Raw genomic sequence first — 18,087 nt, 5'->3', positions numbered from 1 at the left:
CTAATTACATAACTTCACATATTCACGATTTAGTTGTACTATATCCCAAAACCACAAAATAACTATAATAATAAAAATTACTAGTAAATAAACTACTATTGAATCACATGTGGCAGTAGGCACCATAATAAATATAAAAGACTGGATAAAAGCTCCTAAGGACTTACCAAATTTAATACCAATAACCTCAACAGCAGCTTTACCTTTTGTTCGAAGTTCTAATGATAAAGGAATATATGCCATTTCCTTTGTTGAATCAAATAACGAATATTTAGTTGATTTACTTAAAATATTTTGCACTCCTCCGATAATTACAGCCGCATAAATTGGATTAAAGTCTTTTATACCAAAACTTATATATTCTGAAAAAATAACAAAGATAAAAAACATTAAGCCAGTTATCAAAAACATTAAGGGTGTTAATAATGCTGAAATTAACCAAGTAAATTTCCTAATCACATTACTACCAACTATCATAAAAGTAACGCAGGAAATTCCCATCCAAATATTAAACCTACCCATAAAATGTATATAATCTAACGTATTGGGATTAAGCTCCCTTACCTTAGCTTTCCACGGACCTTCCACTACATTAATTAGTAGTGCATAACAAATTATCAATAAAGCAATGCGTCCAATATATTTTGAGTTAATAACCAACCTTATACTATCCATAAGTGATAAGGAAGTTTTTGCCTGTATTTGAACTATTTGGAAATCAGCCTTTAGCACCTCGTCATTCAAAATAAGATAATTAATTAACCTAAATAACACCATGGAAATTATACCGACAAACACTATTATAGAAATAACAGGTTGTAGCATTAGTTCTGAATTATATTGTAAATCTTCATTTATTATAACTTGAGCATCGACTACCCCTCGTACATTTGAGAAAGCTACTAATACATTGCCAGCTAAAATCAGACCAACATTACCTACCATTCCTAAAATTGGATAGAAACGTTTCGCTTTACTGGTATCAAAAATATTATTAGCAAATTGCCAAAACATTAGATTAATAATTACTGCACTCCATAATTCTGCACAAACATACATGAGAGCATAACTCCACTTACCCATTATCTTGATAAACCATCGAAAATTAGGATATAATGATACTAAATGTTCTACCTGCTCAGCATTTGGATGATAAAACTCCTGATTAGGGTAAATGATATAAGCAAATATTAGGAAAAAAAGCAAAAAACTCGAAATTACTATATAAAAAATATATTCAAAACGTATGTGATTACTAAGTTTTACATATATTATAGTAAATAATATAGAGGAAGGAAGAACAAACCAAAGTTTTAAAAAACTAATAACTTCTGCTCCTATTGATGGTATAACTAATCCGTCTTTAACGGATCTAAGTGTTCCAAAATTAAAAAGAATACACAGCATCATTAATGCCATAGGCAAAAAAAGTTTCAATTCCTCTCTTTCTATAGGCCAAATGATTTCCTGAATTTTAGCAAAAATACTTTTGAATGGTAACATTATTTTATACAAAAAATTACCTAAAGACTAACACTATTTAACATCGATAATGTACTGAAGCCAAACAATCTTTTAAAGCTCTATGGCAATAAAGTCAATGAAAATAAGCATATTTTTCTATTAACAAAATATTTATGTGACAAAATTATAGGATATATAACTAACCCAAAAAGGTTTTATACTATTTCCCATTATTAACTACGCTATTTAGCACTACAGTTGTAGTACTAATGTCAAAACGATGTCATCCCAGCGAAAGCTAGGATCTAATAATGTTTAATAGTCTTTTAGGCTATTTTTTTAGATTCCGCTACCTGTGCGGGAATGACAGCTTTGGGTAGTAACTACAGCTGTAGTATTAGCGTAGTTAATAATGGGAAATGGTATTAGCGATATGTTAATGTTATCTTAGCTAAAAGCGGGAATGACATCAAAAGTGGCTAAATTTATATTTAAATCAACTATTGATCGCGACTTTTAAATTGTCCTGTAAAAACGAGACATAACTTGCCTTGTGGGAAAATTTTTAATATGCTACAAAAGATAAAGTAAAATGATAATATTATGTCCATTAGGTCAATATTAGCCCTATATTTATTGTTTCTTTTTCCGTTATGTTCATATGTTAATATGGCATATGCTAATATAGACATAGAAATTGCTGAATCACATAAATGCTCAAGGATGTTTCCTTACTTTGAAAAGGTACACAAAATTCCTCCTAATACGTTACACTCGATAGCTTTAAAAGAATCTGGCAAAAAACATACTGAATATAAAATTAAAGTGGTTTGGCCTTGGACTGTCAATGTTGAAGGTAAAGGCTATTATTTTAATACTAAAAAAGAGGCAATATCATTTGTAAAAAAACAAATTATGCAAGGCAAAGAAAATATTGATGTAGGATGTATGCAAATCAACTTAAAACATCATTTAAATGCATTTAACTCTTTAAATCAAGCTTTTGATCCTAAGAAAAATGTCGCCTATGGTGCTAAATTCCTAAAAGCTAAATATGATCAGTTAGGTAGTTGGCACAAAGCAATTGCTCATTACCATTCAGCCACTCATGAGTTTGGCTCTAGATATAAACAAGATGTTATCAAAATTGCTAACAATATGGACTTGTATAAAAACTCTATTAACATGTATAGTGGGTACAATTATTATAATAATACACCTACTCTACCAACAAACATGTTTTTGAGGAATAAACAGAGAGCTTCATTTGAAAGTAATATTAGGAAATATAAGAGTAATATTATGGTAGTATTACCAAGAGCTAGCTAGAGGTAACAATTATATTTGATCGTGAGAAGTTAAAATCTAATCGTAACAAAGTGGTGGATAATATCGCTGAGTGTTCGTTCTTTAAATATGCAGCATTCGATATTATTGAGCGTCTAAATATTATTGATAAAGAATTTCCTGATATTTTAGATTTAGAATGTCGTACTGGTATACTAACTAAACTATTAGTGCAGAACTATAACTATGCTATAATTGTAGCGGCTAGTGCATCAAATGTTATGTTACAATCGTTTGACCATACTCCCAAATTACTAGTTGATGAAGAAAACTTACCATTTAAGGCAGCTAGTTTTGACCTAATAACTTTTTCCTTGGGTTTACACTGGATCAATGATGTACAAAATTTTCTGTTACAGATAAAACGTATTTTAAAACCAAATGGTCTATTTATTGGTAATTTTATCGGTGGTAACAGCCTAAAAGAACTACGAATGAAATTCATTGAAGCTGAAATAGCATTAAGTCGCCCTCACTTTCAACATGTTTCCCCTTTTATCCATTTTGACCACGTAACACCTTTACTAGGACAGGCAGGATTCACAGAAATTATCGTTGATTATGAAAATATTCAGCTGAGCTATAAAAGCCCTTTAGATTTCATTAGAGAATTAAAAAATATTGGAGAATCTGGAGCATTATTAAAAAACTCTCATAACATGATATCGAAGCAAATGCTTTCTATTCTAAGCAATGATACTAACACTTTTACCGAACAAATTAATATAATTAGCTTCATTGCCTCTCCTAGTAAGAATAGTATAAAAACAACTTATAATTTAAAATAGTAGGAAAATAAGCATTTATAGCTTGCTCTTACTTTCTCCTTACATTATTATAATAATCATAACTAATATAACCTCAAGTATTGATGTAATAAATTAATAGTAGGTTCAAGTAATTATCGCCATTAGGGGTGATGTCACCCCTGCCGCCATTATGTCATCCCAGCTCCTTCGGATGTCACCCCTGCGTAGGCAGGGGTCTAAAAAGTAGCATAGAAGGTATGTTATGTAGTTTTAGATCCCAGCTTTCGCTGGGATGACATAATGGTGACATGACATCCGAAGGTGCAGGGATGACACCCTAGGCTATTAAACCTATGTCTTACATCAATACTTGAGGTTAATATACATAATATGGTATCTTATGAAAGCACAGTGCTCAACAGTTACAAGTAAGGGACAAGTTACTATCCCATCATACATTAGAAACAAGCTACACTTATCTTCTGACAGTAAATTAGAATTCATTATGCAAGATGGCTCTTTTATAGTAGCACCAATTAATAAGCCAGTTAAAAATTTAAAAGGAATACTTCCCAAACCAAAAACACCATTAAGTATCGAAGATATGAATGAAGCCATTAAGAGTGGATACAATCGGAATTGATACTAATGTTTTAATTCGTTATTTGATTCAAGATGACGAAGTACAGAGTAGCAAAGCCACAAAAATAATTGAATTAAATTCAAATTAGCTATTAGTGTTCGTATGTTTATGGTTTATAATGCCATTAATTATTATAAGTAAGGAAAAATATATGCAAGAATTTGATTTAATAGTAATTGGTAGTGGTCCAGCTGGTTATACAGGGGCAATAAGAGCAGCACAGCTGGGTATGAAAGTTGCATGCATAGAAAAAAGGCCAACGCTTGGTGGTACTTGCCTAAATGTTGGATGTATTCCTTCAAAACTATTACTAAATTTTTCTGAAAAATTTAATGAAGTATCAAACCATTGTGCTGATATTGGTATTATGACCTCAGCCAAACTTGATTTACAAAAAATGATGACTAAAAAAAGTCAAGTAGTGTCAGACTTATGTAAGGGTATAGAAAGTTTGTTTGTAAAAAATAAAATCACTAAATTTAGCGGAAGTGCCAAGTTTATTTCAGCCAATCTTGTGGAAATTACTAACGGTAAAACCGTTGAGTCAATTTCGGCTAAGAATATTTTAATTGCTACTGGCTCTGATATTATTGAAATACCCAATATTGTTGTAGATGAGGAATATATAGTTTCATCAACGGGAGCTTTGAGCCTTCCTAAAGTTCCAGAAACTATGATAGTAATTGGCGGTGGTTATATAGGTTTAGAGCTTGGTTCGGTATGGAACAGGCTTGGTTCTAAAGTAACGGTTATTGAATATGCTGATAGCATTGTTCCAGCTTTAGATAAAGAAATTATTAATCAATTTACCAAAATCCTACAAAAGCAATCCATTGAATTGCGACTGAATAGTAAAGTGCTATCTGCTGAAAAAAAAGCAGGAAAAGTTACTTTAAATATACAACAAACATCTGCTTCCTTAGTAGAGCAAATTACTACTGATATAGTTTTATTAGCTGTCGGCAGAAAAGCCCATACAACAAATTTAGGTCTAGATAAATTAGCAATTCAAACAGACAAACAAAACAGAATTACGGTGAATAGCCAATTCCAAACAATAATCCCTAATATTTATGCCGTTGGTGATGTAATTGCAGGACCTATGCTTGCTCATAAAGCAGAAGAAGAAGCTGTTGCTGCCGTCGAAATTATGGCGGGTCTAGCTGGTCATGTTAATTATAATCTTATTCCAAGTGTAATTTATACTTGGCCAGAAGTAGCGAGTGTTGGTTTAACTGAAGAACAATTAAAAGAAGCCAAGATTGATTACAAAGTTGGTAAATTTCAATTTTTGGCAAATAGTCGGGCGAGAAGCACAGGTTCTACTGATGGGATGGTGAAGATATTAGCTGATAGCATAACTGATAAAGTACTTGGAGCACATATAATAGGGCCTTGCGCTGGAACTATGATTGCAGAACTTGTAGCATTTATGGAATTTGGTGCTTCTTCAGAAGATATAGCGAGAACTTGCCATGCCCACCCTACCCTAAGTGAAGCTATAAAAGAGGCGGCTCTAGCTGTAGATAAGAGGGCTATTAATTTTTAGGATTTTACGTGCTTACATGGTAAAAAAGATGTTACCCTTACGCCTTCGATGTCATCTCACAACTGTCGAAAGTTAGAAGAGGAAGGGGTTTTAGAAATCATAATGGCAGTTTAAAAGTTGTGGGCTTATAAACGCTGTCATTGCGAGAAGGCGTAAGCCGACGAAGCAATCCACTTATGGTTATTTTTTTGGATTGCTTCGTCGACCTACGGTCTTTCTCGCGATGACGTTACCCTATTTAAAACCGCTTCCTCTTCTAACTTTCGACAGTTGTGCCAAGATACGTGAAGCATACTAGAAAAAACAGCTTCGCTGTTTACCTGGATCGTCACGGCATCTAAAGATGCCTCGCGATGACGATTATAGAAACAATGTAGGGTACTATGGTCTAGGGGCTACAACTGTCTAAAATTCGTCTGTATCATGGGTAATTGTGATACCTAATAGACCAGCACTTATAACGCTTTCTCCTATATCGCACAATGGCTCACTTCTCTCAGTTAGTGTATCATTACCATGAATAATTGTCATCGTTAATGGATCACTGTCCATATTCTCAGTTGTTGGTGTATCATCATTGCATGTTAATGTACGCATTCTTATCCCTTCTGGGCTAGACGAAAGACTACTGCCCTCATATACATTCTGATTTATAGGAGGAGGCATATTATTAAGTAATTCATACATTCCTGGTTCATAATTACTACTAACTTCAACTAGGTCTGCACTTGAATTAACGGATTGCTCAAGTATAGCCCGACCCGTATAAGTACAACCATGTGCAGAAAGTAAGTCCTGTAGTTTTTGATTGTAGACCTCATTAGCCATAGGCTTTCCGTCTGCATCACAAGCATTAACGTCAAATGGGTAAAGTTGATTACTCTCTATCACTAAGACTTCAAAAAGCTTTTTCCACCTCGAATATGGTACAACACATTCCCAAGTTAGTTTATTTAACTCCTGTTGTTGACTATTCTGATTACTACCCTTGGAATCTCTAATTTTAATTATAGTATTAAATAATTTCTGAGCATGTAGTTCTAATGGCTCATTATTTGTATCGTTATCAGTGCAGCTAATTGACCGCACTTTATGGTTGCACTTTAGCATTTGTGCCAACTGTACAACGAGTTCTTCTGCTATATAATTACCAGCTAAAGAAATATTGGTAATAGTGTTGTTTCGATTAGTAAGACTTGCTGATAAAGCACTTATGCCGTCTAGCTTAATACTATTATGATCTAAATGTATAGTAGTAATAGTAGTAGATTTATCAGCAAGAAGATTTGCAACTATCGTAGCCCCTTTATCTTCTAGATTATTATGAGATAGATTAAGATACGTAAGGGTTTTGTTCTTAGTTAGAGCTGATAACAAAGCTTCTATGCCTTCAGATGTAATAAGGTTGTTACTTAAATTTACATGGGAAAGTTTAGAATTATTCTGAATAGAATCTGCAACTACCTTAACGTCTTGATTTGTTAATTTGTTATTAGATAAATCAAGCCAAGCAATTGGGTTGGCTTTAAGAGCTTCCGATATCTCAGCATCCAATTTAATAGCAGTCCCAGATAAATTAAGAACACAAACTTTCTTGTTCTGCAGCTGTGTTATTAAAAACCTCTTATCTTCTAGAGTGTGAAAGGGTTTATTCCGCAAGTCAACAGAAGCCGGTTTCATATTAATCCTTAGTTAAAGGTACTATCATCTTATGTTTTTTCTATTGTTATGTCAATAGGTTTTGTCGCATCTGTGTCGATAACTAAGGTGTATGACCGTATTTGGTAACAAGGTAATTATCCGTAAATAGAGTATAATACCATTTCCCATTAACTACGCTAATACTACGGTTGTAGTTACTACCCAAAACTGTCGAAAGTTAGAAGAGGAAGGGGTTTTAGAAGTCATAATGGCAGTTTAAAAGTTGTGGGCTTATAAACGCTGTCATTGCGAGAAGGCGTAAGCCGACGAAGCAATCGGCTCTGTCCAAAAAACTGTGTAAATTCGAAAAAATAGGTCATTAAATTTTGTTAAGCCTATCCTCAAATTTAACCATCAAATGAGCCATAGCTTCATTCCAGTTTGGAATGGGCATAGTCCATTTTTTGGTCATATAGTCAATTGTCAAATATAAACTTTTAAAAACAGCATTATCATTAGGAAAAACCCGCTTATTATTTGTTACTTTACGCAATTGACTATTGACAGATTCAACTGAATTAGTTGTATAAATTACCTTTCTAATTGACTCAGGATACCCTAGAAAAATCATTAGATTGTCCCAATTATTATACCATGATTTGGCAATTTGTGGATATTGTTTATTCCATTTTTCTTCAAAAGATACTAAAGCTAAATGGGCTTGTTCTTCCGTTACTGCAGTATATATCGGCTTTAAATCGCTAGACAGTTGCTTCCTATCTTTATACGACACATATTTTAAACTATTTCTAATCTGATGTACAATACACAATTGATGTTCTGTTTTTGGATAAACTGCTTCTATTGCCTCAGACATACCAGTAAGATTATCGCTACAGGCAATCAGTATATCTTTTAGCCCTCTATTTTTCATTTCGGTAAAATTACCGAGCCAAAATTTTGCCCCTTCATTTTCACTGATCCATAATCCCAATATATCTTTTTTACCAGATAAATCAATTCCTAATGCAACATATACTGCCTTATTGATTATCCTTTTATCTTGCCTGACTTTTACTACTAAACAATCAAAAAATACTATCGGATATATCTCTTCTAATGGTCGACTCTGCCAAGCTTTAACCTCATCCATTACATCATCAGTAATTTGGCTGATTAAGCCTTCACTTATTTCAACACTGTATAACTCCTGTAACTGAATCTTAATATCAGATATACTCATGCCTTTAGCATATAATGATAGTACTTTATCGTCAAAACCATCAAAACGTTTCTGGCGTTTTGGTAGTATTGCGGGTTCAAAGGTATTATGCCTATCCCTTGGTACTTCTATTTCTACAGCTCCATGTTCGGAGATCAGTTTTTTGCTAGTTATACCATTACGAGCATTATCATTATCTGCACAACTGTATTTATCATAGCCTAGATGATTATTCATTTCTGACTGCAGTGCCTTCTCTATTAAACGTTTGGTCAATTCTTTTAATAAACCTCCTTCTTTCAGTATTGTACTTACATCTGTATCATTATCTATTAATAAATCTACTGCTTGCTTTATTGATTCATTAGTTTTTTTATTCATGTAATTTCCTTTTTTGTTATACTTTTATATATAACCTATTTCGAAATTTACACAGTTTTTTGGACAGAGCCAAGCAATCCACTTATGGTTACTCTTTTGGATTGCTTCGTCGACCTACGGTCTTTCTCGCAATGACGTTACCCTATTTAAAACCCCTTCCTCTTCTAACTTTCGACAGTTGTGAGTTACTGCCCAAAACTGTCATTCCCGTGCAGGTAGCGGAATCTAAAAAAGTTTAAATAAGAAGGTATGTTATGTAGTTTTAGATCCCAGCGTTCGCTGGGATGACATAATGGCTAGTAGTGACATCACCCCTAATGCCGATGATACTGAACCTAATATTAATTTATTACATCAATAGTTGCAGTTAAGTTAGCCTCAAATTGGTTTTTTACACAACAAAACCAAACGATTTTTTGATTTCAGTAAGAGTTTTAGCAGCAGTAATTCTAGCTTTATCTGCTCCTTCATGTAGTGTAGTTACTAGATAATCTTGGTTTTTCATTAGCTCTATATATTGAGTATTAATGGGAGTTAAACTTGTGATGATAATATCAGCTAGATCATCCTTAAATTTGGCAAAACCGCTATTTCGGTATTGATCAACTATTTTTTCAATATTAGTACTAGATAAATTGCAGTAAATGTCAATTAAATTGCTGATTTCCGGCCTATTTTGACGATCATAACTGATTTCAGCTAAATGATCTGTTTTAGCTTTTTTAATTTTTTGGTAAATTTGATCCCGGCTATCATTTAAATTAATACGAGATAAATCAGATGGATCAGATTTACTCATTTTTCTACGACCATCTTTTAAGCTCATTATTCTTGCTCCTGAGCCTTGAATTAATGGCTCAGGTAATTTTAGAACTTCTTGATTAAATTTTCTATTGATAATAGCCGCAATATCTCTTGTAAGTTCTAAATGCTGTTTTTGATCATCGCCAACAGGTACTATATCAGCATTATATAATAATATATCAGCCGCCATTAATACTGGATAAGACAATAACCCTAAACCAGCACTTTCTTGGTCTTTTCCAGCTTTGTCTTTAAATTGAGTCATACGTTTAAGCCATCCAAGTGGGGTAACACAATTTAATATCCAAGCAAGTTCCGTATGTTCTTTCACCATACTTTGTGCAAATATGGTAGTTTTCTCTGGCACAAGCCCTGTTGCTATATATATAGCAACAGTTTGTAATATGGAGGAGTTTAGCTCAAGAGGTAAGCGATCTATAGTAATAGAATGCAAATCAGCTAAAAAGAATAAGCAATTATACTCATCTTGAATCTTAAGCCAATTAGATATTGAACCAAGATAGTTTCCTAAATGCAAAGCCCCGGTCACTTGCACTCCAGATAGAGCTGTTTTTTTCATTTAATTTCCCCCAATAATTACTAATTATATCTATATGTAGACGTAATTTTATGCTATTGTAGCCGTTAATTATCAACAACTAAGATTAACCAACTATGTTTTGGCGTTTAAGAGTATTAACATTTTATGCATTACTTGCTATATTTACCATTACATTCTTCCTTATATGTTACATACCCGTAACATTTTTTAATGTCAACTATTATATACGTTACAGGATTGGAGTTATTTTTTCCTATGTATTTATTTGGTTGGCTAGAATCTTTTGTGGTTTAAAATACCAAGTTTCTGGTCTAGACAAATTACCTCTAGTTCCTTCTTTAGTATTGTCTAATCACCAATCATGTTGGGAACAAGTATTTATACAATTAATTATACCTGAACATTCTTGGGTATTAAAAAAAGAGTTATTTAATATCCCCTTATTCGGGTGGGGTCTGCAAATGGTTAAGCCAATTGCCGTGGACCGTAATGTTAATATCTCGGTTAGTCAAATTTTAAGAGAAGGACAGGAAAAGATAAAAGATGGTTTATGGTTGGTTATTTTTCCTGAATCTACTAGATTTAGACCAGAACAAAATGCCAAATTTAAACCTAGTGCAGTAAAATTAGCATCACTAGCAAAAGTACCGATTGTGATGATGGCTCACAACGCAGGGGTATACTGGCCAAAGGGTTTTTGGATTAAGAAACCAGGGGTAATCCAAGTAAAGATTATTAATGTTATTCCTGTAGAGGAAATAGAGCAATCTGATGTTCGAGAATTGACAAGCAAGATAGAACAGGTAATCAATACCGAAAAGCAAATATTATTTGAACAAGTTGGTATACTCAAATGATTTAAAGAATTGGATTTGAAAATGAGGGGCGAGCGAAAGTACGCGAGTCTTTGATCATAGTACCCTACATTTTTTATATAACCACTATTAAAATGGCTGCTGATCGTCATTGCGAGAAGTCGCTGAAAGCGGCGACGCGGCAATCCAGGATACGCGAAGCGTACTAGAAAAAACAGCCTAAAAAGCTATTAGGTATTATGGATTCCCGCCTACGCGGGAAGGACATACTAGTGATCCACGCGGGCAATGCCTCCCCGCAAAGACATTGCTAGCGTGAGAATGACATCACCCCTCTAAACAGCTTTTATTACAGCAATTCTGATTAAGCAGCATGTTCAAGGCCACCTGCTAACTCAACAGCACCTGTTAAAGTTACATGATTAGGGTGAAGTCCATCTAACACATATTGACTCGCCTCACTCCATTCATTTGGAGGGGATTGCTCTGGAACATAACGTGCATTAAATTTTTCAAACCAAGTTGTGGTTTTGTCACCACATTTTCCATCAACTTTAATACCATAACCATGGTCTTTTAACTGTGTTTGAACATGAGAGACTTTTTGACCTTCATCATCTTTTCGTATTAATATCTGTTCTGCTTGTTCTTTCGTAGTAGGTATAAATTTACCAAAACCAGCATCTGCAAGTTGCTTCCAAGGGAAAAATTTTCCGGGTGCTACATGCCTTTCAGCAACTTCACCAAGCCCTACAAGATTATCCTTATTATCCCAATGTGGGTATCTAACTTTAATATCTTCAAGTAATTCTATTAATTTATTTATTTGAGACTCTGTAAAAGAACTTTTTGCATTATTAATAAGCATAATGCCTATGCCAAAATCATTAACTGCCTTTTGTCCTTTCCAACTACTCTCACCGGCATAAAAGGCCTTTGATTCTAAGTCATTATGGTATTGGTATTGCTGCTCTTTTTTGTTGTTTGGTCCTTTATACTTTGGTTCTTTATCTATTATGTAATGTACGCTTGTTCCATTATATTGCAAAGTGTCTATTGCAGAATTTAATGTATCACCAACAGAGTAAGTTAGTACCACGCAACTTGGTTCTACTCCCGGTTCTCTAGGTGCAAAAAATTTACTATCATTAGTAGTGCTAACACCCTTATTTTTACTCATTACGACCTCCATTAAATAATTTTAACTTAATTAACCTCAAATATTGATGTAATAAATTAATAGTAGGCTCAAGTAATCATCGCCATTAGAGGTGATTTCACCGCCATTATGTCATCCCAGCGAAAGCTGGGATATACCGTCTTGTTAGTCAAGAAAACTATTAGACTTTTTTAGATTCCTGCCTACGCAGGAATGACATAAACCCTCGTAGAGATAACACCCTAGACCATTAAACCAATGTCTTACATCAAACTCAGGGTAGCTAGATTTTCATATCTAGAAACTATGATATAAAAACCTAGAACCTTCATTTTGACATTGTCTTTTTATTAAGTCAACACAATTAGTTAAAATACTTACGCTCCTTAGTTACAACTTCATCTTCATTAGATGGTTTACTATTTTGCCATTTCTTTGCAGATTCGCGTTTATTACCATTATTATCACTGTTATCTTTATAAGACTCAGATTTTTGATTACTTGTAACGTCCTGAGTAACTTCAGCATCGATATTTTTTATGGTTAATTTTGCTTTGCCTTTATTGTCAAAACCAATAAGTTTAACTTTTACTATATCTCCATGTTTTAAAACACTAGATACAGATTCAATACGTTCTTTTGAAATCTCACTAATATGTATGAATCCATCACGATTACCTAAATAATTGATAAACGCTCCAGAGTCTAATATTTTAACAACAGTTCCATTGAATATGCCACCAATTTCAGGATCAAAAGCAATTGACTTAATTTTTTCGATAGCCATATCTAGCTTCTCTTTGCCTATAGCCGAAACAGTTACATTGCCATCGTCGCTTATGTCAATTTTAGCCGATGTCATATCACAAATTTCGCGTATTACTTTGCCACCCGGTCCTATGACGTCTCTAATTTTATCTTTATCAATTTTAAAACTTTGAATACAAGGTGCATACTGGCTAATATGGTTATTGGTTTTATTAATAGTCTTATCCATTTCTTGTAAAATGTGAACAAGACCAAGCTTTGCTTGAACTAAAGCATGTTTCATTATTTCAAACGTTACTCCAGATATTTTTATATCCATTTGTAGTGCGGTTATGCCGTGTTTGCCACCAGCTACTTTAAAATCCATATCTCCAAGATTATCTTCATCCCCCATAATATCGGATAACACTACAAACTTATCACCTTCTTTTATCAAACCCATAGCAATACCTGCTATAGGAGTTGTGATGGCTACTCCAGCATCCATCAGAGCCATTGAACTACCACAAATAGTAGCCATAGATGACGAGCCATTACAGGAGGTAATTTCTGACACTACTCTAATAGAATAAGGGAATTGTTCTTTAGTTGGCAATATGCGGTTAATGGCTCTCCACGCTAGTTTACTATGCCCTATTTCTCTACGACCAGGAGCTCTTACTGGAGTTGCTTCGCCCACTGAATAAGGAGGGAAAATATAGTTAAGCATAAAACGTTCTTTATATTCCCCGTCTAAACTATCAACAATTTGTTCATCTTGACCAGTACCTAGTGTTGTAACTACTAAACTTTGTGTTTCTCCTCTAGTAAACAAGCTTGAACCATGTGTTTTTGGCAACAAAGCCACTTCACAAGCTATGTTTCTTATATCTTCCGGTTTTCTACCATCGATACGGATATTATTCTTTAATACGTTTTTCCGTAATATTTCTGATTCTACTTCTTTAAGAGCGAACTCAATCTGAGCATTAGTAAGATTATTATTAGCAATATCTTCGGCAAAATGTCGCTTAATTATATCAGAAACATGTTTTACCGCTAAGACCCTTTCTTGTTTTAATTTGATAGAAAAAGCATGCTGAATATCTTCTGATGCGATACTTCTAATTTGTTCCTTTAAGCTAGTAGGGAATAAATCGGTAAGCTGTAATTTAGGTTTCCCAGCACTTTTTACTAAGTCATTAATCAATTCAATTACAGGCTGTAATGCCTTGTGACCGAACTCAATAGCTTCCAACATTTTTTCTTCGGACAATAGATCAGCTTCAGATTCAACCATCATAACTGACGTCTTAGTTCCTGCCACTACTAAGTCTAGCTTACTAGTTTTTAATTGGCTAAATGAAGGGTTTAATATGAATTGATCATTTATCAAACCAACTCTGCTAGCTGCTACTATATCTTGATAGGGTGCACTAGACAAAGCCAATGCAGCCGATGCTCCGATAATTGCTAATATATCTGTATTACATTCAGGATCATATGAAAGAACAGTACAGATTACTTGCGTTTCATTAAGAAAGGCTGGGTGGAATAATGGTCTAATCGGCCTGTCGATCAAGCGTGAGACTAATACTTCTTTTTCTGACCCTTTACCTTCTCTTTTAAAAAATCCTCCTGGTATTTTACCAGCAGCAAATGCCATTTCTTTGTAGTGTACAGTAAGAGGAAAGAATCCTATCCCTTCTTTTGCTTCTTTGCTACTCACGGCAGTACATAATAAGACACTTCCTCCCATTTTTACCATAACTGCTCCATCAGCTTGACGAGCAATTTTACCAGTAGTTAATTCTAGTAGTTTCCCACCTAATTCTATCGTTTTAGTTATTTCTTCCAACATTCTTATTCCTTATTTAATGAACAAAAAACCCGGCTAAAATTTTAATTTTTTGACCGGGCTTTATTTTACTTTCTTATTCCTAGTTTATTAATCAACGACAAATATCTGCTTAGACTTTGCTTCTTGATATAATCCAACAATCGACGCCTACGACCAACTAACATCAATAATCCTCTTCTCGAAGAAAAATCTTTGTGATTAGTTTTAAAATGCCCTGTTAAGTTATTGATTCTTTCGGTTAGAATTGCACATTGCACTTCACTAGAACCAGTATCGTTTTCTTTAGTAGCATATTCTGTAATTAATTGCTGCTTACGCTGTGCTGTAATCGACATCATTAATCTCCATGTTTATTTTTATTAGGTTAAATACTCGAAAAGAATTAAAGCAATTTTCACTCAAGCTACCAATTGCTAAAAGAGAGCCATGATATTGAATCCAAATTAATTCAATATTTTCAGGATAATCAAAATAGCATTTCTGACCATGAATGATTTTCTTAGCTTGGTCAGTAGTAGCATCAAGCACCAGGATGTCGTCCAGTACTACTTCAATCTTTATAGCTTTTTCTGCAAGAAACTGTTTCATTTCTTGCTTTTGTATATCAAGTTCTGTTAATTTAATAGCATTGCATGCTGTAAATATTCCAACTTTAGTACGCTGTAATTCTACCACAAATCCTAAACTTTGCAAGGATAAAGCAATATCTTCTGCTAGCGTCCTTACATAAGTCCCTTTAGAGCATTCAACCTTATAAGTAGCTTGATTATTTCGGTGATTGAAATTAAGACATTCTAAATTATATATTTCAATATTTCGAGGAGTTAATTCTACTGCCAAATCTTCTCGTGCTAATTTATAAGATCTAATACCGTTAACTTTTATAGCAGAAAAGGCAGGAGGACGTTGTTTTATTGTACCTATGAATTTTTTACATATATTCTGGCAATCAATTGAATTGGGAATATCATCAGTAACCTTTATTATTTTACCTGAAGCATCTGCTGTATCAGTTTGCCTACCAAACTGCACCGTAAAAATGTAAGTTTTCTTTGTATCTACTAGAACTCGTATTAATTTTGTTGCTTCACCAATTGCCAAAGGTAATACACCTTCAGCTTCAACATCCAAAGTCCCACAATGACCAACTTTAGCACCTAAAAGGCTTTTCTTAATGATAGAAACAAGCTTTGCTGAGCTTATACCTTTAGGTTTATAAATATTAAGCCAGCAATTATTAAGGTGAAACGTCATTTGTCCGGTTATTTACGAATACTGTTAGCATAAGAGTAATTTAAATCTTAGCATAACCCTATCCTATGAAAAAAACACTATTTTTCTTACAAAATACGCTTTAAACATTACAGATAATATTATACTCAAATTTTGGATTAAGAGGAGATAAAAAGTTGAGAGGAAGGAGTTTTACTAGACAAATTGATATTTAAGAAATTATAATAATTGCATTATTGTAAAAAACCCGTTGCAAACGGTTTAACATTGTGTTATATTACTCCTTCGTTACATACCATGAGGTAAATAATATGGCAAAACAAAATACAATAGAAACTGAAGCCACTAGTTTATTGGTGAATAGAGAGTTTTCTCAATACACCCTTATCAAGAATATAGCAAAATTTTTAGCATACCAATTAAATGAGGGATTGGGCAAAAATTTTTTAACAGAAGCCCAGCTAGAAGATCCCCAAAGTATATGGCCTAGTCGTATTAATACGACAAACTTGTTAAAACAAGAACAAGATTATATAAACTATAAAATAAAATTTATTCATTATTTTAATGTGGCAAAAGGTATATGTTATGGCTTATCATCTATGTGGCTCTTTGGTAAAGGAATATCTAAAGACATAAACAACGAAACATTAACTCATGATGATACCAATAAAATATGGATTAATGATGATAAATATATTTATAATATAAACGAATTATTAAAAAAGCCATACACAACACTAGATGATCAACAAAAATTAAATATTGATGTATTTATTCAAAATTTACTTGCTAGTCATCACACTATTGAAAAGAGAGAAAACAACAACTATTCATGGGATTTTAGTCAATTGGAAGATATAAGTACAATAAAGACTCAAACCCTTCGTTCCGATAGTAAAGCACCACATTTACAAAATATGGCTTTACTTGAGTATTATACTACAGGGGAAGGGGTACAAAAGAAAATACATGAAATAAAAAAAATATTTTCATATAATTATAAACATCTTATAAAAGAAGCTTTTAGACAAAAGATTGAAGAGTTAATACAACCTCAAAAACTAATTTCTCTTAACACTTTTAGTGATCAACATGCAACTGCTTTATATTTAGATGCAAATAAAATATTACATTTTTTTGATCCAAATTCAGGTGAAATATCTTATCAAAGCTTTGATTCATTTGTAGATAACTTTTGGAAGCAATTATGTGTATTTACTACAGCAAAGCTAAACATAGAAATATTTAGCTTAAATCCTAATGAAGAAGATTGGAAATATTATAAAGATAAACAACAATTTCATTTTACTTCCGAACAGTTATCCAAAATAATTTGTGAAGAATGCAACAATGATTATTTTGTCAACCAGTTCTTAAAGAACAACATTAGCACTAGTAATATTGAGAAATTAATAAATGATCCTATACTGAATGACAAAGTAAAAAATGTTTTATTACAATTAAAAACAGAAATGCAGGAGAACAATGATGAGAGTATAAACTCTATTATCAAAAATACTAGTGAGTATATGAATATTGCTCATGATATAAATATTGTTCGTGATATAAATATTGATATAGCATTAAATCTAAAATTCTTAAAATTTGAGCAAGGTCAAGAGGTTATTCATGCTTTAGATTTAAAAGGCTATGAAGAAGAAAAAGTATTAAGCAACGTTATTGGTGATACTCCTGATATAATCTGAAAATCCAAATTTCGGATTAAGAGAAAATAAGAAGTTAAGAGGAAGAAAATTTATTTTAATGAATCCTTAAGCGGCACAAAATTTGATCAACTAGAAATCAAGAGAGTGAGGGAAAAGACTTGGGAGAATTGAGTTATGAGATATCTTCTAATACCATTTCCCAAAACTAAATTAGCACTAGGAGTACAAGTGTCGAGCACC

Annotated in this window: 14 protein-coding genes and 1 pseudogene; 7 read left to right on the top strand and 8 right to left on the bottom strand. The window is 33.1% G+C overall.

Annotation, left to right across the window (positions count from 1 at the left end; all coding sequences use genetic code 11):
• Nucleotides 1-1,503: an Npt1/Npt2 family nucleotide transporter gene (locus tag AB3211_RS07760; RefSeq protein WP_367364217.1), complete on the bottom strand. Its 1,503-nt coding sequence runs from the start codon at nucleotides 1,501-1,503 to the stop codon at nucleotides 1-3.
• 564 nt (nucleotides 1,504-2,067) lie between these two features.
• Here AB3211_RS07760 and AB3211_RS07755 point away from each other — a divergent pair.
• From AB3211_RS07755 to lpdA, 5 genes and pseudogenes are all read left to right on the top strand, one after another.
• Nucleotides 2,068-2,793, top strand: a complete 726-nt coding sequence (locus AB3211_RS07755) for a lytic transglycosylase domain-containing protein (RefSeq protein WP_410521594.1) — start codon at nucleotides 2,068-2,070, stop codon at nucleotides 2,791-2,793.
• A gap of 119 nt (nucleotides 2,794-2,912) precedes the next feature.
• Nucleotides 2,913-3,599: a methyltransferase domain-containing protein gene (locus tag AB3211_RS07750; RefSeq protein ID WP_367364850.1), complete on the top strand. Its 687-nt coding sequence runs from the start codon at nucleotides 2,913-2,915 to the stop codon at nucleotides 3,597-3,599.
• Nucleotides 3,600-3,960: 361 nt separating this feature from the next.
• A pseudogene (locus tag AB3211_RS07745) lies at nucleotides 3,961-4,047 on the top strand (AbrB/MazE/SpoVT family DNA-binding domain-containing protein); the annotation flags it as partial.
• 18 nt (nucleotides 4,048-4,065) lie between these two features.
• Complete coding sequence (locus AB3211_RS07740) at nucleotides 4,066-4,203, top strand: hypothetical protein (protein ID WP_367364857.1); 138 nt, start codon at nucleotides 4,066-4,068, stop codon at nucleotides 4,201-4,203.
• A gap of 151 nt (nucleotides 4,204-4,354) precedes the next feature.
• The gene (gene lpdA, locus AB3211_RS07735; protein ID WP_367364215.1) at nucleotides 4,355-5,752 is read left to right on the top strand and encodes a dihydrolipoyl dehydrogenase; all 1,398 of its coding nucleotides are present in this window, start codon (nucleotides 4,355-4,357) and stop codon (nucleotides 5,750-5,752) included.
• 405 nt (nucleotides 5,753-6,157) lie between these two features.
• Here the strand turns inward: lpdA and AB3211_RS07730 are convergent, their stop codons facing one another.
• The 3 genes from AB3211_RS07730 to trpS form a co-directional block, all read right to left on the bottom strand.
• Nucleotides 6,158-7,432, bottom strand: coding sequence for a hypothetical protein (locus AB3211_RS07730; protein ID WP_367364214.1), 1,275 nt, complete (start codon nucleotides 7,430-7,432; stop codon nucleotides 6,158-6,160).
• Between the two features lie 340 nt (nucleotides 7,433-7,772).
• Nucleotides 7,773-8,996 carry an IS256 family transposase gene (locus AB3211_RS07725; RefSeq protein ID WP_367363661.1) on the bottom strand — a complete coding sequence of 408 codons (1,224 nt, stop codon included), beginning with the start codon at nucleotides 8,994-8,996 and terminating at the stop codon, nucleotides 7,773-7,775.
• Nucleotides 8,997-9,387: 391 nt separating this feature from the next.
• Nucleotides 9,388-10,380, bottom strand: a complete 993-nt coding sequence (gene trpS / locus AB3211_RS07720) for a tryptophan--tRNA ligase (protein ID WP_367364213.1) — start codon at nucleotides 10,378-10,380, stop codon at nucleotides 9,388-9,390.
• 95 nt (nucleotides 10,381-10,475) lie between these two features.
• On the opposite strand from trpS, the gene AB3211_RS07715 reads away from it, so the two are divergent.
• Entirely contained in the window at nucleotides 10,476-11,219 is a 744-nt protein-coding gene (locus tag AB3211_RS07715; RefSeq protein WP_367364212.1) for a lysophospholipid acyltransferase family protein, read from the top strand.
• A gap of 322 nt (nucleotides 11,220-11,541) precedes the next feature.
• On the opposite strand, the gene AB3211_RS07710 is transcribed toward AB3211_RS07715, so the two are convergent.
• The 4 genes from AB3211_RS07710 to truB form a co-directional block, all read right to left on the bottom strand.
• Complete coding sequence (locus AB3211_RS07710) at nucleotides 11,542-12,357, bottom strand: N-acetylmuramoyl-L-alanine amidase (RefSeq protein WP_367364211.1); 816 nt, start codon at nucleotides 12,355-12,357, stop codon at nucleotides 11,542-11,544.
• Nucleotides 12,358-12,700: 343 nt separating this feature from the next.
• Complete coding sequence (pnp, locus tag AB3211_RS07705; protein WP_367364210.1) at nucleotides 12,701-14,944, bottom strand: polyribonucleotide nucleotidyltransferase; 2,244 nt, start codon at nucleotides 14,942-14,944, stop codon at nucleotides 12,701-12,703.
• A gap of 65 nt (nucleotides 14,945-15,009) precedes the next feature.
• Nucleotides 15,010-15,279, bottom strand: coding sequence for a 30S ribosomal protein S15 (gene rpsO / locus AB3211_RS07700; RefSeq protein WP_341758004.1), 270 nt, complete (start codon nucleotides 15,277-15,279; stop codon nucleotides 15,010-15,012).
• The gene (truB, locus tag AB3211_RS07695; RefSeq protein WP_367364209.1) at nucleotides 15,257-16,198 is read right to left on the bottom strand and encodes a tRNA pseudouridine(55) synthase TruB; all 942 of its coding nucleotides are present in this window, start codon (nucleotides 16,196-16,198) and stop codon (nucleotides 15,257-15,259) included. The genes rpsO and truB overlap by 23 nt, the downstream gene beginning before the upstream one ends.
• A gap of 290 nt (nucleotides 16,199-16,488) precedes the next feature.
• Here truB and AB3211_RS07690 point away from each other — a divergent pair, with 290 nt between their 5' ends.
• Nucleotides 16,489-17,886: a YopT-type cysteine protease domain-containing protein gene (locus AB3211_RS07690; RefSeq protein ID WP_367364208.1), complete on the top strand. Its 1,398-nt coding sequence runs from the start codon at nucleotides 16,489-16,491 to the stop codon at nucleotides 17,884-17,886.
• The last annotated feature ends 201 nt before the right edge of the window (nucleotides 17,887-18,087 follow it).

Source organism: Candidatus Tisiphia endosymbiont of Nedyus quadrimaculatus (assembly GCF_964059235.1).
Classification (GTDB): domain Bacteria; phylum Pseudomonadota; class Alphaproteobacteria; order Rickettsiales; family Rickettsiaceae; genus Tisiphia.
Note: the sequence above shows the minus strand (reverse complement) of the source record. Positions and strands in the feature narration are given on the sequence as shown.